Origin of the sequence: Novosphingobium aquimarinum (genome assembly GCF_009746585.1) — a bacterium.
In the GTDB taxonomy this organism is placed as follows: Bacteria; Pseudomonadota; Alphaproteobacteria; order Sphingomonadales; family Sphingomonadaceae; genus Novosphingobium; species Novosphingobium aquimarinum.
The window spans coordinates 115084-138365 of record NZ_WRPO01000003.1 but is presented as its reverse complement, the minus strand read 5'-3'; the positions used below and the strand labels follow the sequence as shown (position 1 = coordinate 138365).

The window sequence follows — 23282 nt, the reverse complement described above, 5'->3', positions numbered from 1 at the left end:
CATTCGAGCGGACCTTCGGCTGGTGCCGAGGCCAATGCTGTGCTGGATCGCCGCGGCCAATCGAGCAGACGCCAACATTGAGCTCAGTTCCCCCGTCACCCCGGCCTCCGAGCCGGGGTCCCGCTCTTTTCTTCCAGGGCAAGCGGGACCCCGGATCAAGTCCGGGGTGACGTTAAAGGGGGCGGCTTCGAACGTTTACTCCGCCGCCATCTTGCCCATCGTCACGTAATCCAGCTTGCCGGTCCCCAGAACGGGCAAGGCGTCGAGCGGCCGGATGTCGCGCGGGATCATCAGTTCGGTGACGCCATTGGCGCGGCCCCAGGCTTGCAGTTCCTTGGCGTTCGCGTCCTTCGCCGTCGTGAACATCACCAGCTGCTCGCCCTTCTTCGGATCGGGGCGCGTGACGACCGCATGTTCGGCATCGGGCCATACCTTTGCGGCGTAGCTCTCGACCGCGGGTAGCGAGACCATCTCGCCGCCAATCTTGGCGAAGCGCTTGGCACGCCCGCGGATGACGACGAAGCCCTGATCGTCGATGGTGACGATGTCGCCGGTATCGTGCCAGCCGTCCTCGGGCGGCTTGAGCGCGCCGGGATCGTTTGCCAGCAGGTAGCCGGCCATCACGTTGGGACCGCGAATGAACAGCCGCCCGCCTTCCTCGATGCCGGGCACGTCCTCCAGCCGCGCTTCGATTCCCGGCAGCAGCCGACCGACCGAGCCCGCCTGGAAATGCATCGGTGTGTTGACCGCGATCACCGGGGCCGCCTCGGTCGCGCCGTAGCCTTCCATGATGCGCAGCCCGAACTTGTCGGCATAGGTGCGCCGCGTTTCGTCGCGCACTTTCTCGGCGCCGGCGAAGATGTAGCGCAGCGAGTAGAAGTCGTAGCTATGCGCCATGCGCGCGTAGCCTGACAGGAACGTGTCGGTGCCGAAAAGGATCGTCGCATTCGCGTCGTAGGCCAGCGCGGGCACGATCCGGTAGTGGAGCGGGCTCGGGTAGAACACGGTGCGAATGCCGTTCAGCAGGGGCAGCAGGGTGCCGCCGGTCAGCCCGAAGGAATGGAAGATCGGCAGCGCGTTCAGCACTGTGTCGGCGGGGTTGAAGTCGATCCGCGCGGCAAGCTGCGCGCAGTTCGACAGCAAGTTGCGATGGGTGAGCACCACGCCCTTGGGCGTGCCTTCCGATCCGCTGGTGAACAGGATCACCGCCGGCCCGTCGGGCGAGAGCCTCAAGTGCTTGTGCGAGCGCATCGGCGCGCGTTTCGAGACGAGGCCCCACAGCTTGGCGAACTTGCCGATCCGGGCGGCGAGATCCTCCAGATACAGCACGTTCAGGCCTTCGCGCTCCAGGGCTGCGATCAGTCCTCCCAGCTTGGCCTGCTCGACGAAAGCATGCGCGGTCACCACCGTCTTGATTTCGGCCGTCGCGCAGGCCGAGAGCATGTTGGCCTCGCCTGCGGTAAAGTTGAGCATCGCCGGAACGCGCGCTTGCGCCTGCAAGCCGAAGAACGCGACGATCGCGCCACTGACGTTGGGCATCAGCAGGCCCACGTTCTCGCCCTGCGCGGTTTCCTTCGCCAGTTCCTTGCCGAGCAGGCCCGAGGCGAGGATCAGCCGGTCATAGCTCAAGGGTTCGCGCTTGATGTCTTCGACCACCAGCGCATCGCCGCCATGGACTCGCCGGGCCTCGCCCAGTGCCTGATACAGCGTGCGATGCGTCGGCGAGGTGTCGAAGATCATCCGGCTCATCTCGTCGTAGAGCTTGCGGCCGGCGATCGCGCGGCGCTGGCGCGCGCTCATTTCGCCTTCGATGGTGAAGCGGCGTTGCGGCAGCACGGTGATGCGCACTTTGGGGAACCAGCGGCGGCGGACCTTGTCCTGCATCCGCGAAAACATGGTGTATTGCGGCCCGTCGAGCCGGACGGGGACGATCGGCGCATTGGCCTTGTCGGCCACCATGCCCGGGCCATCGAACACTTTCATCAGCGCGCCGGTCACGGTGATCCGTCCTTCGGGGAAGATCACCAGGGTCCGACCTTCGCGCACCGCCTTGACCATGGCCTTGGCTGCCATCGGATTGGTCGGGTCGACGGGAAAAGCCTCGAACAGCTTGAGGAAGGGCTTGATCCACCATGCTTTCGCGATTGCGGTGGAGATCGCGAAAGTCGGCTTGCCGGGCAGGAAGGCGCCCAGCAGCAGGCCGTCGAGGAAGCTGAGGTGATTGACGACCACGACCGCGGGTTCGTCGGCCTTGGGCATGTTCTCCTTGCCGCTGACTTCGACGCGGTAGAACAGCTTGAGCGCGGCGCGCACGAAGGCCTTGAACAGCGTCTCCGGCAGCAGCCAGACCGAAATCAGCGCGACGGTCAGCGTAGCGAAGCCCAGCGCGCCGATCACGCCGGGCACGGTCACGCCCGAGCTCAGCATAAAGGTGACGACGATCACCACGCACACCGTCACCAGCGCATTGATGATGTTGTTCGCGGCGATGACTTGCGAGCGCTCCTCGGGCTCGGCGTGGGTCTGCAGGATCGCGTAGAGCGGGACGATGAACATGCCGCCCGAAACCGCGATCAGCACGACATCGGCGATCACGCGCCAGGCACCGGGATTGCGCAGGAACTGCGCGATCGTGGCGTCGGGCGCGTAGACCTGGAACATGCTGGCCGAAAGCCACAAGTCGATCATGCCCGCCGCCAGGCCCAGGGCACTGGCCGGCACGTAGCGCGCCGAGACTTCGCCCTTGAGCAGCCGGTTCACGGCCAGACTGCCGATCGCGATCGAGACCGAGAACACCACGAGCAGCAGCGAGACCACTTCCTGGCGCGCATCCAGCGGCCCTGAGACCAGTGGCGCGAATTCGCTCATCAGCACCGCGCCGGCAGTGAAGAACCAGCTCACCCCCAGGATCGCGAGCCAGACGCCGCGGCCCTTGTGGGCCACTTTCAGGATCGACCAGGTGCCGCGCAGTATGTTCCAGTCGATCGGATGGTCTACGCGCGTCGGCGGCGCGGGCGGAACCAGCATGGCAAAGCCGAGCCCGACAAGCGCGATGCCCATCGCCGCGAGCCCGGCCTCCCACGCCGGGATCAGCCCCGCCAGGAGTTGTCCGCCCAAAATCGCGAGGAAAGTGCCCGCCTCGATCAGGCCGGTGCCGCCCATGATCTCGCCCTTGGCCAGATGCTGCGGCAGAATCGAATACTTGACCGGGCCGAAGATCGTAGAGTGCGTGCCCATCAGGAACAGCGCGAAGAGCAGTACGGCAACCGATTCGAACCAGAATCCGGCCAGCCCGATCGCCATGATGCCGACTTCGGCCATCTTGACGATGCGCACCAGCCGCGCCTTGTCGATGCGATCCGCGATCTGCCCCGCGAGCGCGGAGAACAGGAAGTAGGGCAGGATGAACAGCCCGGTCGCGATGACTGCGAGCTGTTCGGCCTTGTCGGGCTCCGCCGCGTAGAGGCCGAAGCTCGCCAGAAACAGCAGAGCGAATTTCAGCAGGTTGTCGTTGAATGCGCCCATGAACTGGACCGCGAACATCGGCCCGAAGCGTCGCTTCGTGAGCAGGGAAATGTCAGGTGCGGACAACGGGATCTCCGGGGCTTCGGTGCAAACACTCTCCTCGCACGTCCGGCCACGCGGTTCAAAGCGTGACGAACGGGAAAGGCGCAGATCTTCCTGCGAGAGAGCCAATGGCATATAATTATTCGGTGTTCAATTAAAATATTGATCGTTGTTCAATTTAAGGCGGTGCGGCCGGTAGAAGGATGAGTGGTGGCGATTGGGAACGGGGTAATTCTTCAAATCCCGCTGGCGATGCGCTAGGGCGCAAGCGATGGGCAGACGGTCGGACCACACGCGGCCCGAGCTGCGCGAGATGATCGTCAGCGAGGGACACCGGCAGATTTCGGAAGTGGGCTTCGCCCGCTTTTCCGCGCGCGAAGTGGCCAAGCGGATCGGGTATACGATCGGCACGCTGTATAACGTCTTCGGGTCCTACGATCAGCTGCTGCTCGCGATCAACGGGCGGACTCTGGACTTGTGGCTCGCAAACCTGGAGCGGCATCTCGAAGGAGTCGAGCAGGGGCGTCTCGAAGCCGCCATCCGCGCCTATTTCGAATTCGCGATCGCACACCGCCATGCCTGGACCGCACTCTACGACTTCCGGCTGTCCGAAGGCGAGGAGATGCCGGAGGTTCAGCGCGCGAAAGTCGAGGCGATCACCGGCGTGATCATCCGCGAGATTACCGATGAACTGCCGGCCGAGCGGTCAGCGGACGCGCCCGAGCTCGCGCGATCGCTGCTGGCGACCGTCCACGGCCACTGCTTCTTCGCGCTGAACGGAACGTTCGCCTTGTTGGGGGAGACCGATCCCGTCGCGCGCGCGCTCGACCGCGTCGAGGATGCGCTCGCCGCGTATCGTTAGGACGCGTCGCTAGGACGCTGCGCCTTCTCGCAGGCGGGAAAGTGCAAGTGCGATACCAGTGATTCGACGAACAGCTTCGCTTCCGACTGCATTAAATCTGGGGGAGCGATGAGAAGCTGGGCACGAAAGCCCGTGATCGCCGCAATCGTCACGCGGGCCAGGCGGCGCGCTTCGTCGGGCTCGAACGCGGTTCCGTAAAAATCGCTGACGTGTTCGTGCATCGTGGCCGGGCCCCGCTCCCAGTACAGGTCTTGAATCTCGGGAAAGCGTTCGCCTTCGCCCAGGACCAGGCGAAACAAGCGTGCCGACGGGTCGTCCATCATGCGGTCGAGGAACCGCTGGAGAAAATTCTTCAAATTGGTGATCGAGAACGTCTGATTGATCAGGAATTCACTGATTTCCTCGCTGAAGCGACCGATCAGCTCGTCCACGACGGCTGCAAAAAGCTCATCCTTCGATGCAAAGTGCGACCATAAGGTCGCCTTGGAACCGCCGATCTCGTCCGCTATCGCCGACATCGACGTGGCGGCATACCCATTTTCGAGGAACCACCGCGTCGCGACCTCGACGATCATGGCGCGGCGCCGCACTTTGTTGAGTTCGCGTTTGGAGGTTGCTTCGATCATGACTGTACTGGCTAGTACACTTTTCTATTGACATCGGCAAGGGGCGACACGATTGAAAGCGTACTGATGAGTACACCGATTTCCCCTCGACTCGCTGCGGCGAGCGCTGCCGCATTGGCGCTGGCGCTGTCTGCATGCGCCGCCCCCGACCTCGGCCCGCGTCCGCAATTGCGCGCGCCCGCCGATCTCGCATCCGCGCGCTCGCTGAACGCGAGCCCCGGCATTGGCGATTGGCCGTCAGATACGTGGTGGACCGCATATAACGATCCGCAACTCGATGCCCTGGTCGCCGAAGCGCTTGCAACGTCGCCCGACGTGGCAGCCGCGACCGCCCGCATCCGCCAGGCGCGTGGCGCCGAGGCGGTGGCGGGGGCGGCGGGCCTGCCGCAGATCGAGGGGCAGGGCACGGGCGGTCTGAACAAGCAGAGCTACAACAACGGCGTTCCCAGCGCGTTCGTCCCGCGGGGCTGGAAAAGCACCGGTTCACTCGCGCTCTCGGGCGACTTCGACCTTGATCTGTGGGGCAGGAATCGGGCCGCACTGGCGGCGGCGCGCTCCGAGACCGAAGCGCGCGAAGTCGATGCTCGGCAGGCGGAACTGCTGATCGCTTCCAATGTCGTCTCGTCTTACTTCGATCTTGCGCGATTGCTCGAGCGCGACAAGGCCTACGTCGATGCGCTTGCGGCGCGCGAGCAAGTGCTGGACCTGACCGGCAAGCGCGTGGAGCAAGGCCTCGACAATCAAAGCCCGCTGCGCCAGGCGCGCGCTGCCGTCGCGACTGCCCGGATCGAGCTTTCCGCCAATCGCGAGCAGATCGCGGTCCGGCGTCACGCGCTGGCCGCGCTGCTCGGTGCGGGGCCCGATCGCACGATCGACCTCGTGCCGACCCCGATCGAGAATGTCGCCGAGATGCCGGTCCCGGCAAACGCCGGAATCGGCCTTGCCGGGCGTCGCCCCGACATCGTCGCCGCCCGGTTGCGAGTGGAAGCGGCGGCTTCTCGAATTGATGTGGCGCGGGCCGATTATATGCCCGACATCTCGCTGCGCGGACTGATCGGCCTGACGTCGCTCGGCCTATCCAATCTGATCGACACCGGCTCGACTTACGGCAATGCCGGAGCCGCCTTGAGCCTGCCGATTTTTGAAGGCGGACGGCTGCGCGGACAATACACCCAGGCTCGCGGTGGTTATGACGAGGCCGTCGCCAACTACAACGGCACGGTGGTCTCCGCCTTGCGCGACGTCGCCGATGCCGTCGCCGGGCGCGACATCGCGCAAGCCCAGGAACGCGATGCGATCGCGGCGCGGCAGGATGCCGAAGTGGCCTATGCGCTAGCGCTGAAGCGCTATCGCGGCGGTCTCGCCAATTATATCGAAGCGCTCAGTGCGCTGCAGTCCGCGCTCGACGCGCGCCAAGCCGCAGTCGACGCGCATTTCCGCACACTGGCTCGCGAGGTCGCGCTCGAGCGCGCGCTCGGCGGCGGCTTTGCGGATCAGACAGACGAAGAGGTACCAGAGTCATGAGCGAGAACGGGTCAGACATGCCCCGCGATGCGGAAATTGCCGAGCACGACGAGGCGCCCGAGGCCGAATCCGGCGGCTCTGGACGAGTGATCGGCGCCGAAAAGCGCAAGCCGCTGCTGATCTATCTGGCGATCGCCGTCGTCGTGGTCGGGCTGTGCTGGTTTCTTTATGTCGAAGTCATCGGCAGCAACTCGGTTTCGACCGATAATGCCTACGTCGCCGGAGACAACGCGCAAGTCACGCCGCTCACTTCGGGGCGAGTCGTCGAAGTGGCTGTGATCGATACCCAGCCGGTCAAGAAGGGCCAGTTGCTGATGCGCCTCGATGACGAGGACCAGAGGCTGGCACTGGCTCAGGCCGAGGCGGGCCTTGCCTACGCACAGCGCCGCTACGAACAGGCGGTGAAACAGGGATCCGCGCAGGGCGCCGCGGCGGCCGCGACTGAATCGGCAGTGCCGGAAATGCAGGCGCGGCTTGCGTCGGCACAAGCCGATCTGGAACGGGCGCGGACCGATTATCGGCGTCGCGCGGCGCTGGTCAGCGACGGCGCGGTCTCTGCGGATGAAGTCACCGAGGCCCGCAACAAGGTGGAAACCGCGCAGGCCGCGGTCAGCCAGATGCAGGCTTCGATCCAGCAGGCCCGCTCGCAGGCAGTCAGCGCCCGCCGCAACGAGGAAGCGACGCGCGCGCTCGTGACCGGGACCACCGTGGAAACCGCGCCCGAAGTCCTGCTCGCGAAATCGCGGCTGGCGCAAGCTCAGCTCGATCTGTCGCGCACGGTGATTCGGGCGCCCGTCGACGGCGTCGTCGCGCAGCGTACCGTGCAGGTCGGGCAAAAGGTCGATAACGGTCAGGTCGCGATGATCATCGTGCCGACCGATCGGCTCTACGTCGATGCCAACTTCAAGGAAGACCAACTCGGCAAAGTGCGTCCCGGCCAGCCGGCCACGCTGACTTCCGACTTCTACGGCGGCGATGTCGTCTATCACGGCAAGGTCATCGGCTTCGCCGGCGGTACAGGTTCCGCTTTCTCACTGATCCCGGCGCAGAACGCGACCGGCAACTGGATCAAGGTGGTGCAGCGCCTCCCCGTGCGGATCCAGCTCGATTCGCGGGAATTGCAGGCGCACCCGCTGCGCGTCGGCCTGTCGATGGAAGCCGAGATCGATCTGACCGACGGTCGCGACTGATGGCTTCGGTGGCACGGCCCCAAGCAGCGGAGGGGGAGCAAACCACGCTCTCCGGCGCGAAACTGGCCTTGGCCGGCTTCGTGCTGGCGATGGCAAACTTCATCGTCGTGCTCGATACGACGATCGCCAACGTTTCGGTGCCGCATATCGCCGGAGGACTGGCGGTTTCGGTCTCCAGCGGGACCTGGGTGATCACGTCCTATGCCGTGGCCGAGGCGATCTGCGTTCCATTGACCGGTTGGCTGGCGAATCGCTTCGGGACTCTGCGGGTCTTCCTGGTTTCGTTGGTGGGATTCGGCGTGTTTTCCGCGCTGTGCGGGATTTCGAATTCGCTCTCGATGCTGATTGTCTTTCGTCTCGGCCAGGGCTTCTCCGGTGGGCCACTCATGCCGCTGACCCAGACCCTGCTGCTGCGGATTTTTCCGAAGGAAGCGCATTCGAAAGCCATGGCGATGTGGGCGATGACGGTCGTCGTCGCGCCGATCGGCGGACCGATTCTGGGTGGCTACATTTCCGACAATTGGTCCTGGCCCTGGATCTTCTTCATCAACCTTCCGCTCGTCGCCGTCATCTTTTTCGCCGCACTGACGCTGTTGCGCGGCAGCGAGACCCCGACACAGAAGCTGCCGATCGATAAGATCGGCCTCACGCTGCTGGTAATCTGGGTCGGCGCATTTCAGATGATGCTCGACCTGGGACGCGAGGAAGACTGGTTCTCCTCGGAAAAGATCGTGGCCCTTTCGGTGATCGCCGCGATCTTCTTTGCCATCTTCCTGATCTGGGAACTGACCGAGGAACACCCGATCGTCGACCTCAAGGTTTTCCGGCATCGTGGTTTTTCCGCCGCGACATTCTCTCTGACGCTCGCCTTCGGAACTTACTTCGCGTCGATCGTCATCATTCCGCAATGGCTGCAGACGTCACTTGGCTATACGGCAACCGATGCGGGTTACGCGATGGCCTTTTCAGGTGTGCTCGCGGTGGTCATCTCGCCGATTGTGCCGCAGCTGATGAAAAAGCTCGATCCGCGCATGCTGGTCTTCCTGGGAATTTCCTGGCTCGGACTGATCGCGGGGCTGCGTTCCATCTGGTGGTCGTCCGAAGCGACGTTCTGGACACTGTCTCTGCCGCAGCTCCTGCAAGGGGCGGGTGTCGCGCTGTTCATCGTGCCGTTGACCACGATCAGCCTGGGTGCGGTTGAACCGCGCGAAGTCGCATCGGCGGCGGGTATCGCCAACTTCGGTCGAACGCTGGCGGGCGCTGTCGCGACCGCGCTGATCACCACGTTGTGGGCCAATCTATCGCGTTCAAACACGGCAGAATTGGGAGCCAACCTCAATCAATCCGAGGCCGTGATGAGCCAGCTTCAGGCGCAAGGATATTCGCTGGAACAGGCGCGCGCAGCGCTGGCGCAAGTCGTCGGCGAGCAGGGAACGGCGCTGGCTACCACGCACTTGTTCGAGATTGCCGCCGTAATCCTGGTCGTTGCCGCTGCGACCATCTGGCTGGCGCCACGCCCGCCGAAGGACGTGAAACCCGTCGCGGCCCACTAGGCTTGCGTCTCGGCGCGGCGGCTACGCGTCGCGGCGCGGCGGAACCGCCCGTCGCGCTGGCCGGCGTCAGCCTTCGCCGCAGGCGGCGAGGACGGCGGCGGCCAGATCCTCGAGATTGAGCTCCTCGTCGACCGCGCCAGCGGCGACTGCCGCAGCCGGGGCCTGAGGGACGGTGGCGGTGTTGCGGTCCTGCGCCAAGGTCTTGCAGCCGGCATCGCGCAGCAGCTTGAGGCCCTTCGCACCATCTTCGCCCATCCCGGTAAGGACCGAGCCGATGGCCGGCTTGCCGCCACGCGCGATCGACCCGAACAGCAGCGTTGCCGAGGGCCTGAAGCCTTCGACCGGATCGCGCTCCACCACGCGCAGGACCGGCGTTTCACCGGGCTCGACAATGATGTGCTTCGTCGGATCGGACGCGATATGCACGGTTCCAGGGGCCAGCGCGGCGCCGTTCTCGGCCGCCACGACCTTGCACGCAAAATCCTTGTCGGCACGCGCGATGAAGGCGTTGGCGACGGCCGGTTCGGTCTGCAGGACGATGACCGTCGGCGGGCACTGCGCCGGATAGCTCGAAAGAACTTCGGACAGCGCGTCGACGCCGCCCATCGAGGCGCTGAACGCTGCGATCGTGCCATTGGGCGCGTAGCTGTCGGTTTCTTCTGCCTTGACGGCCTTCACCTTGGGCTTGACCCGCACGTTGGAGTTCGCCGCCGCGACGACGATCTTGCCGAGCTTGCTGACGATCTGCGCGAATTCTTCGGGGCTCGATTTGAGCGGCTTGGGAAAGCACTCGACCGCGCCCAGTTCGAAGGCCTTGAGGCTCGTTTCCGTACCGCTCTGGGTGAGCGAGGACAGCATGACGACGGGGAGCGGGCTGCCGCTGCTCATCACCTCTTCGAGAAATTCGATTCCGCTCATGCCGGGCATCTCGACGTCGAGCGTCAGGACGTTGGGCATCAGGTCTGGAATCAGGTCGCGCGCTTCGGACGCATTGGCTGCGGTACCCACCACACGCACGCTCTTGGATTGCTCAAGTACGTCGCAGAAAAGGGCCCGCATGGCCGCTGAATCGTCGACCACGAGGACGCGGGCGTCATGCATGAGAGAAAGGCCTTTCGTTACGCGGTATGAGGCGGCCCTTATAGACCAATCAACCATATCAGGCGTTTCGTTTTGACTACGCACTTTCCCCAAGTTGGTTTGTAATCGGCCCTTGTCAGCTGATGGTTAATTGGGGGGTGTCGATACGCAGGCTGCATGCCGGCGTGGTGCTACCGCCTGGAGGAATTATGCTCGATTGGTTTGAAAAGACGGCGCCAATACGCGTCAAGTTCAAGGCTCTGTTCGTCATTCACGCTGTGCTCGCGGCTGTGGGAGTCGTCACGACTTGGCTGGCCGGGGGCAATCTTGCCCAGATGGCGGCAGTATCCGCAGCATATCTGCTCACTCTGCTGACGGTCGCGCTCGCCTCGCAGCGCATCTGCAGGCCTTACGTCAACACGGTGCTGCGCATGGAAGCGCTCGCCGCCGGAGATACCCGCACGCCCATCGCTTATACCGACTACCGTGATTGCGTTGGCCGCATGACCACCGCCATGGCCACCTTCCGCGACAACGCGGACCAGATCGAACTGTCGCGCGAAGCACAGGACGTGGTCGTGAAGGGCATCAGCAGCGGCCTGCAAGAGTTGGCCGAAGGCAACCTCGCGCATCGCATCGATACGCCGTTCTCGGAGGAATACGAGGAACTGCGCAAGAGCTTCAACCAGACTATGGACACTCTGGGCGACCTGATGCAGCGCGTCGCCGGTTCGGCCGCGAGCGTTTCGACCGGCGCCAGCGAAATCCGCGCCGCGTCTGACGACCTTGCCATGCGCAACGAGCAGCAGGCGGCTTCGCTCGAGGAAACCTCGGCTGCGATGAACCAGGTGACCGACAGCGTGAAAACGACCGCCGACGGTGCGTCGGAAGTTCAGCGCAACATCAAGGACGCGCATCGCGAGGCGGAAGAAGGCGGCGCCGTCGTCCATCGCGCCACCGAAGCCATGGCCGCGATCGAGAAGTCCGCGCAGGAAATCACGCAGATCATCAACGTAATCGATGGCATTGCCTTTCAGACCAACCTGCTCGCGCTCAATGCGGGCGTCGAAGCGGCGCGTGCCGGTGATGCGGGCAAGGGCTTTGCCGTGGTTGCGAACGAAGTGCGCGCACTGGCGCAGCGTTCGGCCGAAGCAGCCAAGGACATCAAGGAACTGATTACGGCTTCGACCGCACAGGTCGCGGGCGGCGTCGAACTGGTCGCCGAAACCGGCACTCTGCTGGGCAACATCGTTGAGCGCGTCGGCGACATCAGCGAACTGATCACGCAGATCAGCGAATCCGCTACCAGCCAGGCGAACAGCCTGGTCCAGGTCAACTCCGCCGTCGGCGAAATGGATCGGATGACCCAGCAGAACGCCGCAATGGTCGAGGAATCGACTGCGGCGGCCCGCAGCCTCGCCACCGAGGCCGAGGATCTCACGTCCCTGGTGGCGCGCTTCCAGACGGGCAGCAGCAGCAACGTGGTGCGCAAGCTTCCGAGCCGACCGGCGCCGAAGAAGGCCATGATCGCCAGCGCCGCGCCGATGACGTCCGGCAACCTCGCGCTCAAGTCGAGCGACGGCGGCGAGGATTGGAGCGAGTTCTGACTCGCCAGGCCTGGAGGCTAGCATGAACAGCATCAAACTCCCTGCACGTTGCGACCGGGCAGCGGCCGAAGCGCTCTTTCCCGAATTCGTCGCCGCGATGGGTTCGGGGGCGACCGAGATCGACGGTGAAGCCGTCACGATGGTCGGGCAGGGCATGCTGCAATTGCTCGTCAGCGCACGGCGCAGCGGTGATGGTGCGAAGATCACGCCGTCCGAGGCGCTCTTGAGCGCCGCCAAACTGACCGGTCTTTCCGGCGAGCTTTTCGATGAGGACGCAGCATGACACCCGAGGAAATCCAGCAGATTTTCTTCGTCGAATGCGAAGAATCGCTCGCCGCGGCCGAGGCCGGTCTGGCCGCCTGTCAGTCGGGCACGCAGGACGGCGATACGATCAACGGCGTGTTCCGCGCGGTCCACTCGATCAAGGGCGGCGCGGGCGCGTTCGGCTTCATCGAACTCCAGGCCTATACCCACACGTTCGAGACTCTGCTTTCGGACGTGCGTGAAGGCACCGTCGATCTGACCGACGACCTCATCGGGCTGTTGCTGCGCGCGCTCGACACGCTGAGCGATCATGTGATGACGGCCCGCGAAGGCGGCAGCGCTCCCGATGACGCGGCGTTGATCGTCGAGATGCAAGCCGCGCAGGCAGGCGCGGCTTCGGCTGCGGCACCAGAGGCGGAAGAAGCACCCGCAGCCGCTCCTGTAGCCAAGGTCGACGATACGCCCCTGGCTGCACAGGATAGTGGCGACGACGGGTTGGACTTCGATCTCGATTCTCTGCTCGACGATCTGACCAGCGACTTCGACCAGCCGAAGGCGGCAGAGCCCCAAGGCTGGGACGTCCATGTTCGACCCCACGCCGGGGCGATGCGCAATGGCAGCGAGCCATTGCTCATGCTGCGTGAGCTGGTCGAACTGGGCGGGCACTGCACGCACTGCGACGTCGGCAGCGTGCCTTCGCTCGACCAGTTCGATCCCAGCCAGGGCTATCTGGGGTGGACTTTCAGCATGCCCGCCGAGGCCGAGGTCGACGCGGTTCGCGAGATCTTCGATTTCATCGGTTCGGACTGCACGATCGCGATCGGCGAAGAAGGCATGCCTGCTGCCGAGATCGAACAAGCCCAGGCACCGACGCCTCCTGCGCCTCCCGCGCCCGCGGCGCCGACGGAGGCCGTCGAGCCGGCCAAGCCGACAGCGACGCCAGCCGCCGCACCCGCGACGCCGCCGTCCGAAGCGGCCGCACCGGCTCCCGCGACGCCGGCACCGGCCGCAGCCCCGAATTCCGGTTCGGCTGCATCCGCTGCCGGGCAGTCGATCCGCATCGAGTTGTTGAAGCTCGATCGACTGATCGACCTGGTCGGCGAACTGGTGATCGCGCAAGCCATGCTGGTGCAGCGCCTCGACGGGGCCGGTATCACCGCCACCGAGGAATTGGCGCTGCTCGAGAACCTGACTCGCGACATCCAGGAAAGTGCGATGTCGATCCGGGCGCAGCCGATCAGCAGCGTGTTCAGCCGGGTCCCGCGTATCTTACGCGATCTCGCCTCGACCACCGGCAAGCACGTGAAGCTGGACGTCATCGGCGAATCGACCGAACTCGACAAGACCGTGATCGAGCGTCTGGGCGAACCCTTGACGCACCTCATCCGCAATGCCGTGGATCACGGCATCGAAAGCGCCGAGGACCGGATCGCCGCGGGTAAGAATCCCGAGGGCACGCTGACGCTTTCTGCCGAGCATCGCTCGGGTCGCATTCTCATCTCGATTGCCGACGATGGCGCGGGCATCAATCGCGAACGCGTGCTGGCCAAGGCGATCGAGAAGGGTATCGTCGCTCCCGAAGCGCAGCTGAGCGCCGAAGAGATCGACCATCTGATTTTCGCGCCCGGTTTCTCGACCGCGCAGACCATTTCGAGCGTATCGGGCCGCGGCGTCGGTATGGATGTCGTGCGCCAGAACGTGAAGGATCTGGGCGGACGCATCATGATCGAGAGCAAGCCGGGCGAGGGCACCACCTTCGTGCTGACCTTGCCGCTGACTCTGGCGATTTCCGACGGCATGATCGTCAACGTCGGCGATCAGACCCTCGTGGTGCCGCTCGCGCACGTTCTCGAGAGCCTGCGTCCTGCCGAAGGCGACGTGAAAGCCCTAGGATCCAGCCGGCACATGCTCAATGTGCGCGGCCGGTACATTCCGGTGCTGTCGCTGCGCGAGGCGCTGGGAGCGAACAGCGGAGCGACGTCGCCCGAGGAGGGCGTCCTGATCGTCGTCGATACGGAATCGGCGGGTCAGGCCGCGCTGCTCGTCGACGATATCCAGGACCAGCGCCAGTTCGTCATCAAGAGCCTCGCGACCAATTACCGGACGGTCGAGGGCGTGGCCGGTGCCACGATCCTGGGTGACGGCCGTGTCGCGCTGATCGTCGATGTCGACGGCCTCGTCGCCTGTGCCCTTCCCACGCAGGAAAGGCAGGCCGCATGAAACACGCACTCGTGCAGAAGGACGCGGTCCCCGGCATAAGTCCGGAGATATACAGTCCGAGGGACTTCGCCGCCGTCTCCGAAATCGTCTATTCGCGCGTCGGCATCGTCCTGGCGGAAGGCAAGGCGCTGCTGGTCTACTCGCGCCTCGCGCCCCGCGTTCGCGAGACCGGTGCGGTGACTTTCGCGAACTACGTCGAACTGCTGCGGGACGACGAGGTCGAGCTCAATCGCGCGCTCGCCTCGCTCACAACCAACCACACGTTCTTCTATCGCGAGGCGCATCACTTCGAGCACTTCGAGGAGCACACGCGCCCCAATCTCATCGCGAACCTGAACCGGCGCGTTCCGGTGCGCATGTGGTCGGCCGGCTGTTCGAGCGGCGAAGAAGTCTATTCGCTGATCATGACCATGCTCGGGACCGACCGCATCGCCGGTCAGTCGATCGCGCGCGGTGATCTCAAAGTGCTCGCCAGCGACATCGCGCCGCACGCCCTCGCAAAAGCGGAAGCGGCGGTCTACGAGGCCAAGGACCTGAAACCCGTTCCCAACGAGCTGCGCGAGGCCTGGACCAGCAAAGCCGGGGACGAAGTCACCATCAGCCCCGTGGCGCGGTCACTGGTGCGGTTCCGTTCGCTCAACTTGTTGGGCGACTGGCCGATGGCGGGCAAGTTCGACGTGATCTTCTGCCGCAACGTCATGATCTATTTCGATCAGCCCACCAAGGAGCGCCTGATTTCGCGCTTCCTCGACGCGCTGAAGCCCGACGGGCTTCTCTACATCGGTCATTCCGAACGCGTCACCGGCCCGGCTGCCGATCGCGTTCAACTCGTCGGCCCCACCGTTTATCGCCGGAGATTGCCATGAGCATCCGCGTTCTGATCGTCGACGATTCGCCGACCATGAGGGCCATCCTGATGACCCGGTTGTGCGAAGAGCCGGACATCAAGGTGGTCGGTACGGCATCCGATGCGCTGGAAGCGCGTGAGCTCATCAAGCGCTTCGATCCCGATGTGGTCACGCTCGATATCGAGATGCCCGGAATGAACGGTCTCGACTTCCTCGAGAAGATCATGACCCTGCGGCCGACGCCGGTGATCATCGTTTCGGGCCATACGCAGGAAGGCAACGAGATGACCGCCCGCGCGCTCGCGCTGGGTGCGGTCGATTGCTATTTGAAGCACGACCCCTCGGGCAAGCTGAACGTATACGACGACGGTCGGCTTGCCGCGCTCGTGCGACAGGCAGCGCAGGTCGAGTACAACACCAAGTGTTCGACCACTCCCGGTCTGGTCGAGCAGAGTCGCCGCAAGATCAATGCCGAGACCCGGATGATCGCGATCGGCTCCTCCACCGGCGGCGTCGAAGCGCTGCAGATCCTGCTGAGGGAATTCCCGGTCAATTGCCCGCCGACGATGATCGTCCAGCACGTCAATCCGCGGTTCGCCTCTGCCATCGCCAAGACGCTCGACCTCACGTGCCCGGCCAACGTCCAGCTCGCCGAGCCCGACCTGCCGGTGCGTCCGGGCAACGTCTATCTCGCGCCCGGCGGCAATCACCACATGCGGGTCGGCGGATCGCATGCACAGTACATCAAGCTTCGCGCGGGAGACCCCGTGGCGGGCCATATCCCGAGCGTGGACGTGCTGTTCCAGTCCGTCGCGGAGACCGTCGGCGCGAAAGCGGTCGGCATTCTGCTCACCGGCATGGGCTCGGACGGAGCCAACGGACTGCTCGCGATGGCGCGAGCGGGGGCGCACACCATTGCCCAGGATGAAAGCACTTCGACGGTGTTCGGTATGCCGCGCGCCGCGATTTCGCTCGGCGCCGCACAAGTCGTCGCCCCGATCAACCGTATTGCCCGCCACGCCCTGACGAAGGCAGCCTGATGATGCTAGAAAAACCGCCCATACTGCCAAACATCACCCGACTGACGGTGCTGCAGGGCCAGTTCCGCGTCAGCGCGGGGCCCCGGGTCGAACTCAGCACCGTGCTCGGTTCGTGCGTCGCGACGTGTCTCTTCGACCCGGAGGCCGAAGTCGGCGGGATGAACCATTTCCTGCTGTCCGAGCCACCTGCGAGCCATGCGAGCGAGGAAGTGGACGTCCACTACGGCGTCTACCTCATGGAAATGCTGATCAACGAGATGCTTGCCAACGGGGCCAGAAAGAGCCGGCTGCGCGCCCATCTTTACGGCGGTGCCAACATTCGCGCCGGGATGGCGCAAATCGGAACGGCCAACGCCAACTTCGCTCGGGTCTTCCTTGAGCGTGAGCGCATTCAACTCGTTCGCGAGGATATGGGCGGCGTCAGCGCCCGCCGCGTCGATTTCCGGCCCGCGTCCGGACTGGTGCGCTGCCGCACCGTGTCCAGCACCGAGGCTCCGGATACCAAACCCATCCCACGCGCCGTGCCTAGCCGCGGCGAAGTGGAACTTTTCTGAGAAGAGACGAGGCATCGATGACCATTTCAACGCGAATCCTGACGGTCGATGACAGCGCAAGCATGCGCGCATTGCTCAATCATGCGCTGACTTCGAACGGGTTCGAGGTGGCGCAGGCGGACGACGGTGTCGCCGCACTAGAATGGCTTGCCGTCAACGAGGTCGATGTCGTCATTACCGACATCAATATGCCTCGCCTCGACGGCTTCGGCCTGATCGAGCAGGTCCGGGGCGGCACGCGCCACCGCGACCGTCCGATCCTGGTGCTCACCACGGAAAGCTCCGACGAGAAGAAGAACCGTGCCCGCCGCGCTGGTGCGACCGGCTGGATCGTAAAGCCGTTCGATACCGAAAAGCTTGTCGCGGCCGTGCGCCGCGTCGCGCATTGACTTTTTGCCTGCGAAAGGACGTGGACATGCATCGCGAACTCATCACCTTCGAGGTATCGGGCCAGATCTTCGCGCTCGACATCATGGCGATCCGGGAAATCCGCGCCTGGACTCCGGTCACGCCGATGCCGCGCGTGCCGCACTACGTCGCCGGCGTGGTGAACCTGCGCGGCACGGTGCTGCCGGTGATCGACCTGGCGGCGCGGCTCGGCTGGGGTGCCACCGAGGCGACGCCGCGTCACGCGATCATCGTGTGCCAGATCGATGGCCAGGCCCACGGCCTGATCGTCGATTCGGTCAGCGACATCGTGACGATGCCGCACGACGCGATGCAGGCTCCGCCGACCGCTGGGCAGAACGAAGTCGTGCCCTTCCTCGAAGGGCTCGCTGCGATCGAGGATCAGATGGTGATGATCCTCGACCTTCCCGCCCTTGGCTCTTCCGGTGAACGCAGCATGGCTGCCTGAAGGAATGGGGACGCAGGCCAAATACGACGCCGTAGCGGGTATTCTCTCGGAAATCGGAGCCGAGGTCGAGGCCTTGGGAGAGGTCCTGTGCCGCGACGAGGGGTTCGCCGCAAGGCACATGCGCGAGCTTCAGGCGATCGACATGATCGCCCAGAAGCAGCGGGCGCTTGCCGCGATCCTTTCGGCCGGGTTGTGCGAGCAGGAAATGAGCAAGATCACGATCGATTCGCTGCGCAATCGCTTCTGCGGCTTCCTCGATGAGGAGACGGAAGTCTACGCGATCGAGGATGCCGATCCGAAGGATGCCGGCTACGTGAGTTTCTGGGGCGACTGAACGCTTGGCGCGAGCGATGCCGGCGCGCTAGGGCGGCGGCATGACCGCAGACCATCGCCGCCACGCCCCCGCCACCGAACGCAATCGCGATCCGATCGCGGACGTGCTGGCCGCAGTGCTGCCCACTTCGGGGACGGTGCTCGAGATCGCCAGCGGTACGGGCGAACACGCCGTCCATTTTGCGCGCCGGTTCCCCGCGCTCACCTGGCAGCCGAGCGATCCGTCGGCTGACGCGCTGCTCTCGATCGCGGCCTGGCGCGACGAGGCGGCCTTGCCGAACCTTGCCGCCCCGCTCCCGCTCGATGCCGCGAGCGCGACCTGGCCGCTGCAGCACGCCGACGCAATCGTGTGCATCAACATGGTCCATATCAGTCCCTGGGACGCGACGACCGGGCTGATGCGCGGCGCCGGCCGCATCCTCGGTCCGGGAGCGCCGCTGGTCCTCTACGGACCGTTCCGGCGCGGCGATCGTCCGCTGGAACCGAGCAACCTTGCTTTCGACGAGAGTTTGAAGTCACGCGATCCGCGCTGGGGCCTGCGGGAGGTCGATGCCGTCGTCGCCGAGGCCGAAGCACACGACATCGGCTTCGAACGGCTGATCGAGATGCCCGCCAACAACTGCATGGTGCTGTTTACGCGCCGCTGAAGTCCCGCCGCACGAGGCGCGGCATGACCAGCGCTTGCCCCACTGCACGGGCCACGAAGAACAGCGTGAAAGCCAGCCACAGACCATCGTTGCCGAGCCCGGTGTCGATCCAGAGCAGCGCGAGGTAGATCGCGATCGCCGCGAGCATCGTCCCGAGCATCGCCCGCGTCCAACCGGCGCCGACGAAGACCCCATCGAGCACGAACGAGGCGAAGCCCGCGACCGGCAGCAGCGCGACCCAGGGCATGTAGCGCGCGGCAGCGGCGCGAACCGCGCCGTCGGTGCTGAAGCTCGCTGCGAATTGCGCACCCGCCAGCCAGTAAACTGCGGCGATGGCGAGGCCCAGCACGCCGCCCCATAGCAAGTTGGCGCGCACCAGCCGGCGGAAGCGCGCCCGGTCCCGCGCACCGGCGGCCTCGCCGCACAAGACCTGACTGGCATTCTCGAAGCCGTCGAGGATCAGGGTGGAGAGCATGAAGACCTGAAACAGAATGCCATTGGCAGCGAGCACGACCGGGCCTTGTTGCGCCCCGCTGCGCGCAAAGATCAGGATCGCGCCGGTCAGCAGCAGGGTGCGCGCGAACAAGTCGCGGTTCATGGCGAACAAGGCCTTCATCGGCGCGGCTTGCCAGGTCGCGCGGCGCAGGAAGGCCGATCCGGCCTCGCGGGCGGCGCCCAGCCGGACAGCGAGACCGGCAAGCAGCGCGAGCTTGAGCCCTTCCGACAGCACGGTCGCCGCCGCGACGCCTTCGATGCCCCAGCCGAACTGCAGCACCAGCAGCAGATCGAGGGCGATGTGGACAGCATTGGCGGCGACTTCGACTACGAGCACGGTTCTAACCCGCCGCCGTCCGATGAACCAGCCGACCAGCACGCAATTGGCCAGCCACAACGGCGCGCCCCAGTACCGGATTTCGACATAAGCGGCAGCACCGGCGCGGACCGCGGTCCCGGCATCCAGCAGTCCGAGCCCCAATGGGATCGCGAACGGCATCGCCAGCAGCAGGATCGCCGCGATCGCGCCGCCTGCACCAAACGCGCGCGCCAGCGTCTCGCCGCCGCTGGTGTCGCCACGTCCGGCGGCCTGGGCGGTAAGCGCGACGGTGCCGGTGCGCAGGAAGTTGAACACGTTGAGCAGGCCGAGCATGAACTTCGCGCCCAGTTCGACCGCGCCTTGTGCGGCAGGATCGCCGAGCCGCCCGATCGCCCACATATCGGCGAGGCCGAACAGCGCGGTCGCGACGTTCGTCAGGATGGCGGGCAACGCGATCGACCAGACCAGCCGGCTCGGGCGTTCCCGCCTTGCGTCGCGTGCAAGTTCGGTCACGCTTTTCGCGGTTGCAGCCGATCGGCTGGCAGTCAATCGAGAAGCCGCAATGAAGAAATTAGCGCAGCGAGTCGCGGACTTGCTCGAAGAGGAAGTCGGCTCGGTCTCGGGCCTTGGGGGCGGAGACATCTCGGAAGTCTTCGAGGTCTCCCTCGTTCAGGGTGCACGCCGGGTGGTGAAACTGGGTCGCTTCGTCTGCGTCGAGGCGCGGATGCTGGAGCGTATCGCCGAAACCGGCGTCCCGGTCCCAGAGGTCCTGGCCTGTAGCGACGATCTCATGGTGATGACACATTGCGCGGGACGCAGCGGCATCGGCACCGCCTGGAGCGATCTCGCGGTCGCCTTGACGCGACTTTGGTCGCTGACCGGCACGACTTACGGTTGGGACGAAGACTACGCTTTCGGATCGGTCGCACTGCCGAACCGGCGCATGGCCGACTGGCCTGCGTTCTGGCGCGACAATCGCCTGCTATGTCATGTGCCGCACTTGCCTGCGGACCTGGCGAGCCGGATCGAGGCGGTCGCCGCCCGGGTGCACGACTTTCTCCCCGCGAAACCCACGGCCGGTCTGCTTCACGGTGACTTGTGGGGCGGCAACGTGTTGAGCGAAGGGGGTAGCGTCACCGCGCTGATCGACCCGGCCTGCTATCACGGTCATCGCGAGGTGGACGTGGCGATGCTGACGCTGTTCGATCGCCCGCCCGAGCGCTTTTTCCATGCGCTCGATCTGGAGCCCGGCTGGGAAGGGCGGCTGCCGGTCTATCGCCTGTTCCCGCTGCTCGTTCACTATCGCCTGTTCGGCGCCGGTTATCGCGCGGGCATCGAAAGCGAGCTGCACAAGCTCGGCTTTTAGGCGCAATTCGGGGCGGCGCGATGAGACGTCGTTCGTCCGCTGGCATCCCCTCAGGCAGTCTCGCCTGCGCGCCCCATCAGGGCGGATCGAAACATTTGGCTGGGTGAGGGCTTGTTCTACTCCCGATCCGGGCGGAATTGCGCCGGGCGACAATTCTTATCGGTAAAGCCAGGCAAGGAACGGACATGGACGAACGGATTCTCGGCAACGGTCTCAAGGTATCGAAGCTTGGGCTGGGCTGCATGAGCATCGGCGGCGCCTACGGCCCGCAACTCTCGCAGGACGATGCGAATGCCTTGCTGCGCGCTGCCTTCGATGCCGGGATTACGTTCTTCGATACTGCCGAGATCTACGGACCGTTCATCAGCGAGGAATTGGTCGGGGAGGCGCTCGCGCCCATCCGCAAGCAAGTGGTGATTGCGACAAAGTTCGGCTTCGAGCTGGATGATGAGCCTTCGCCGGGTATTCCCAGGCAGGCTTTCGACAGCCGGCCCGCGCACATCCGCGAGGTCTGCGAAGCGCAACTCAAGCGCTTGCAGACAGACACGATCGACTTGCTCTATCAGCACCGCGTCGATCCCGCCGTGCCGATCGAGGATGTCGCGGGCACCGTCGGCGACCTCATTCGCGAAGGCAAGGTGAAGCACTTCGGCATGTCCGAAGCCCCGGTCGACCTGATCCGCCGCGCGCATGCGATCACTCCGGTCACCGCCTTGCAGAACGAATATTCGCTGTGGACGCGCGACGTCGAGCAGGAGCTGCTGCCGACCCTGCGCGAGCTCGGGATCGGCCTGGTGCCGTTCAGCCCGCTGGGGCGCGGCTTCCTCACCGGCGAAATCAAACCCGATTCGATCGGCGATGAGGATTGGCGCGCGAACATGCCGCGTTTCCAGGGCGAGGCGGGCGAGGCTAACTTCCGCTTGGTCCAGGCGCTCGCCGCGCTCGCCAACGAGAAGGGCGTGACCAGCGGCCAACTCGCGCTCGCCTGGGTCATGGCGCAAGGTGACGACATCGTCCCGATTCCCGGCACACGCCGGATCGATCGCGTGGAGGAAAACGCGGCGGCCGCGCGCATCGAACTGAGCAAGGACGATCTTGCTGCGATCGAAGCCGCCTTTCCCTCCCGAGAAGTCGTCGGCGGTCGGTATGCGTGACCCGGACCAAGCCTCGCGAACACGACTTCCAGGCTGATGCGCGGCGTTCAGGCCGGGATCTCAACCCCCAGCCGCGTGCAGACTTCTTCGGCAATCGCCAGCGAGGACGTCAGCCCCGGCGATTCGATCCCGAACAGGTTCATCAACTCGGGCAAGCCGTGCATGGTCTCGTCCTGCAGCAGGAAATCGGCCTTGGGTTCGTCCGGATCGTGGATCTTGGGCCGCACTCCGGCATAGGCGGGGACCAGACGATCGGGATCGATCTCCGGCCAGATGCGCCGTGCCGCCTCGAGGAAACGCGGATACCGCGCGGGATCGACATCGTAGTCGATCGTATCGACCCATTCGATGTCCGGGCCGAAGCGACCTTGCCCGGCCAGATCGAGCGCGAGATGCGTGCCGAGGCTCCCGGGGACCGGTAGCGGATAGACCAGGCCCTGGAACGGGACCTTGCCCTGATAGGCGAAGTAGCTGCCCTTGGCGTAACGCAGCCGCGGGATCAGCGCCGGGTCGAGCGGCTCGATCCGCGCGGCGCAATCTTGCGCGCCGAGCCCGCAGGCGTTGACGAAGCGGTCGCACGCGACCTCGGTCCCGCCCGCCGAGACCACCCATTGCGCACCCGCCTGCCGAACCTGTTCGACGGGCGTCGAAGTCGCCAGCACGGCGCCGTGATCCTCGGCCTCGCCCAGCAGCGACAGCATGAAGCCGTGGCTGTCGAAGATGCCGGTTTCGGGCGAATGGATCGCCGCGTGGCACTGCATCGCGGGCTCATGCGCAGCCGCTTGCCGCGCGTTGAGCCAGCGCATCGGCACGCCCAGCGCAGTGCCCTTTTCGAACAAGGCGGCGAGGGCCGGCTCTTCGTCCGGCGCGAAGGCGGCGACCAGCTTGCCGCAGCGGCGGTGAGCGATGCCGTGGGTCTTGCAATAGGTATAGAGCCGCTGGCGCCCGGCGATGCACAGCCGTTCCTTGAGAGACCCCGGCGCATAGTAGAACCCGGCGTGGATCACTTCGGAATTGCGCGAAGACGTGATCGTGCCGAACGCGCTCTCGCGTTCGAGGATCAGCACTTCGAGCCCGCGCGATGCCAGTGCGCGGGCAATCGCGAGGCCGACGACGCCTGCGCCGGCGATGATCGCATCGACCTTGTCCATCTGCCACGCGATGCCCGGCGCGCGGG

At 65.1% G+C, this 23282-nt stretch carries 21 protein-coding genes; 16 read left to right on the top strand and 5 right to left on the bottom strand.

Features of this window, described 5'->3' with window-relative positions:
- Nucleotides 1-195: 195 nt before the first annotated feature.
- Entirely contained in the window at nucleotides 196-3591 is a 3396-nt protein-coding gene (locus tag GQO94_RS04680) for an acyl-[ACP]--phospholipid O-acyltransferase (RefSeq protein WP_232332776.1), read from the bottom strand.
- Between the two features lie 247 nt (nucleotides 3592-3838).
- Here GQO94_RS04680 and GQO94_RS04675 point away from each other — a divergent pair, with 247 nt between their 5' ends.
- Nucleotides 3839-4429, top strand: a complete 591-nt coding sequence (locus GQO94_RS04675) for a TetR/AcrR family transcriptional regulator (RefSeq protein ID WP_156840007.1) — start codon at nucleotides 3839-3841, stop codon at nucleotides 4427-4429.
- On the opposite strand, the gene GQO94_RS04670 is transcribed toward GQO94_RS04675, so the two are convergent.
- Complete coding sequence (locus GQO94_RS04670) at nucleotides 4426-5055, bottom strand: TetR/AcrR family transcriptional regulator (RefSeq protein WP_156840006.1); 630 nt, start codon at nucleotides 5053-5055, stop codon at nucleotides 4426-4428. The two genes, GQO94_RS04675 and GQO94_RS04670, sit on opposite strands and share 4 nt — an antisense overlap.
- Nucleotides 5056-5121: 66 nt before the next feature.
- On the opposite strand from GQO94_RS04670, the gene GQO94_RS04665 reads away from it, so the two are divergent.
- Genes GQO94_RS04665 through GQO94_RS04655 form a run of 3 tightly spaced genes read left to right on the top strand, consistent with a single transcriptional unit; the run spans nucleotide 5122 to nucleotide 9322 of the window.
- A complete protein-coding gene (locus tag GQO94_RS04665; RefSeq protein ID WP_156840005.1) occupies nucleotides 5122-6579 on the top strand; it encodes an efflux transporter outer membrane subunit in 1458 nt (485 codons plus the stop codon).
- Complete coding sequence (locus tag GQO94_RS04660; protein ID WP_156840004.1) at nucleotides 6576-7769, top strand: HlyD family efflux transporter periplasmic adaptor subunit; 1194 nt, start codon at nucleotides 6576-6578, stop codon at nucleotides 7767-7769. The genes GQO94_RS04665 and GQO94_RS04660 overlap by 4 nt, the downstream gene beginning before the upstream one ends.
- On the top strand, nucleotides 7769-9322 hold the full coding sequence (locus GQO94_RS04655; protein WP_156840003.1) for a DHA2 family efflux MFS transporter permease subunit: 1554 nt from the start codon (nucleotides 7769-7771) through the stop codon (nucleotides 9320-9322). Before GQO94_RS04660 ends, GQO94_RS04655 begins: the two co-directional genes overlap by 1 nt.
- Before the next feature lie 66 nt (nucleotides 9323-9388).
- Here the strand turns inward: GQO94_RS04655 and GQO94_RS04650 are convergent, their stop codons facing one another.
- On the bottom strand, nucleotides 9389-10423 hold the full coding sequence (locus GQO94_RS04650) for a chemotaxis protein CheB (RefSeq protein ID WP_156840002.1): 1035 nt from the start codon (nucleotides 10421-10423) through the stop codon (nucleotides 9389-9391).
- Between the two features lie 188 nt (nucleotides 10424-10611).
- Here GQO94_RS04650 and GQO94_RS04645 point away from each other — a divergent pair, with 188 nt between their 5' ends.
- From GQO94_RS04645 to GQO94_RS04600, 10 genes are read left to right on the top strand one after another with little or no spacing between them, the layout of a single operon-like run.
- Nucleotides 10612-12009, top strand: coding sequence for a methyl-accepting chemotaxis protein (locus tag GQO94_RS04645; protein ID WP_156840001.1), 1398 nt, complete (start codon nucleotides 10612-10614; stop codon nucleotides 12007-12009).
- 22 nt (nucleotides 12010-12031) lie between these two features.
- Nucleotides 12032-12292, top strand: coding sequence for a chemotaxis protein CheX (locus GQO94_RS04640; protein WP_156840000.1), 261 nt, complete (start codon nucleotides 12032-12034; stop codon nucleotides 12290-12292).
- The gene (locus tag GQO94_RS04635; protein ID WP_156839999.1) at nucleotides 12289-14493 is read left to right on the top strand and encodes a chemotaxis protein CheA; all 2205 of its coding nucleotides are present in this window, start codon (nucleotides 12289-12291) and stop codon (nucleotides 14491-14493) included. The genes GQO94_RS04640 and GQO94_RS04635 overlap by 4 nt, the downstream gene beginning before the upstream one ends.
- The gene (locus tag GQO94_RS04630; RefSeq protein ID WP_156839998.1) at nucleotides 14490-15359 is read left to right on the top strand and encodes a CheR family methyltransferase; all 870 of its coding nucleotides are present in this window, start codon (nucleotides 14490-14492) and stop codon (nucleotides 15357-15359) included. The genes GQO94_RS04635 and GQO94_RS04630 overlap by 4 nt, the downstream gene beginning before the upstream one ends.
- Nucleotides 15356-16381 carry a protein-glutamate methylesterase/protein-glutamine glutaminase gene (locus GQO94_RS04625; protein ID WP_156839997.1) on the top strand — a complete coding sequence of 342 codons (1026 nt, stop codon included), beginning with the start codon at nucleotides 15356-15358 and terminating at the stop codon, nucleotides 16379-16381. The genes GQO94_RS04630 and GQO94_RS04625 overlap by 4 nt, the downstream gene beginning before the upstream one ends.
- Nucleotides 16381-16935, top strand: a complete 555-nt coding sequence (locus GQO94_RS04620) for a chemotaxis protein CheD (protein WP_198045794.1) — start codon at nucleotides 16381-16383, stop codon at nucleotides 16933-16935. The genes GQO94_RS04625 and GQO94_RS04620 overlap by 1 nt, the downstream gene beginning before the upstream one ends.
- Before the next feature lie 17 nt (nucleotides 16936-16952).
- Nucleotides 16953-17324, top strand: coding sequence for a response regulator (locus tag GQO94_RS04615; protein ID WP_156839996.1), 372 nt, complete (start codon nucleotides 16953-16955; stop codon nucleotides 17322-17324).
- 26 nt (nucleotides 17325-17350) lie between these two features.
- Nucleotides 17351-17791, top strand: coding sequence for a chemotaxis protein CheW (locus GQO94_RS04610; RefSeq protein ID WP_156839995.1), 441 nt, complete (start codon nucleotides 17351-17353; stop codon nucleotides 17789-17791).
- Entirely contained in the window at nucleotides 17769-18125 is a 357-nt protein-coding gene (locus tag GQO94_RS04605; RefSeq protein ID WP_232332775.1) for a hypothetical protein, read from the top strand. Before GQO94_RS04610 ends, GQO94_RS04605 begins: the two co-directional genes overlap by 23 nt.
- A gap of 40 nt (nucleotides 18126-18165) precedes the next feature.
- Nucleotides 18166-18771, top strand: coding sequence for a DUF938 domain-containing protein (locus tag GQO94_RS04600; protein ID WP_156839994.1), 606 nt, complete (start codon nucleotides 18166-18168; stop codon nucleotides 18769-18771).
- Here GQO94_RS04600 and GQO94_RS04595 read toward each other — a convergent pair.
- Nucleotides 18758-20098: an MATE family efflux transporter gene (locus GQO94_RS04595; RefSeq protein WP_232332774.1), complete on the bottom strand. Its 1341-nt coding sequence runs from the start codon at nucleotides 20096-20098 to the stop codon at nucleotides 18758-18760. The two genes, GQO94_RS04600 and GQO94_RS04595, sit on opposite strands and share 14 nt — an antisense overlap.
- Before the next feature lie 49 nt (nucleotides 20099-20147).
- Between GQO94_RS04595 and GQO94_RS04590 the strand changes: the two genes are divergently transcribed.
- Both GQO94_RS04590 and GQO94_RS04585 read left to right on the top strand, forming a co-directional pair.
- A complete protein-coding gene (locus GQO94_RS04590) occupies nucleotides 20148-20951 on the top strand; it encodes a fructosamine kinase family protein (RefSeq protein WP_156839990.1) in 804 nt (267 codons plus the stop codon).
- A gap of 185 nt (nucleotides 20952-21136) precedes the next feature.
- Nucleotides 21137-22105, top strand: a complete 969-nt coding sequence (locus GQO94_RS04585) for an aldo/keto reductase (RefSeq protein WP_156839988.1) — start codon at nucleotides 21137-21139, stop codon at nucleotides 22103-22105.
- Between the two features lie 47 nt (nucleotides 22106-22152).
- On the opposite strand, the gene GQO94_RS04580 is transcribed toward GQO94_RS04585, so the two are convergent.
- A complete protein-coding gene (locus GQO94_RS04580; RefSeq protein ID WP_156839986.1) occupies nucleotides 22153-23256 on the bottom strand; it encodes an NAD(P)/FAD-dependent oxidoreductase in 1104 nt (367 codons plus the stop codon).
- Between the last annotated feature and the right edge of the window lie 26 nt (nucleotides 23257-23282).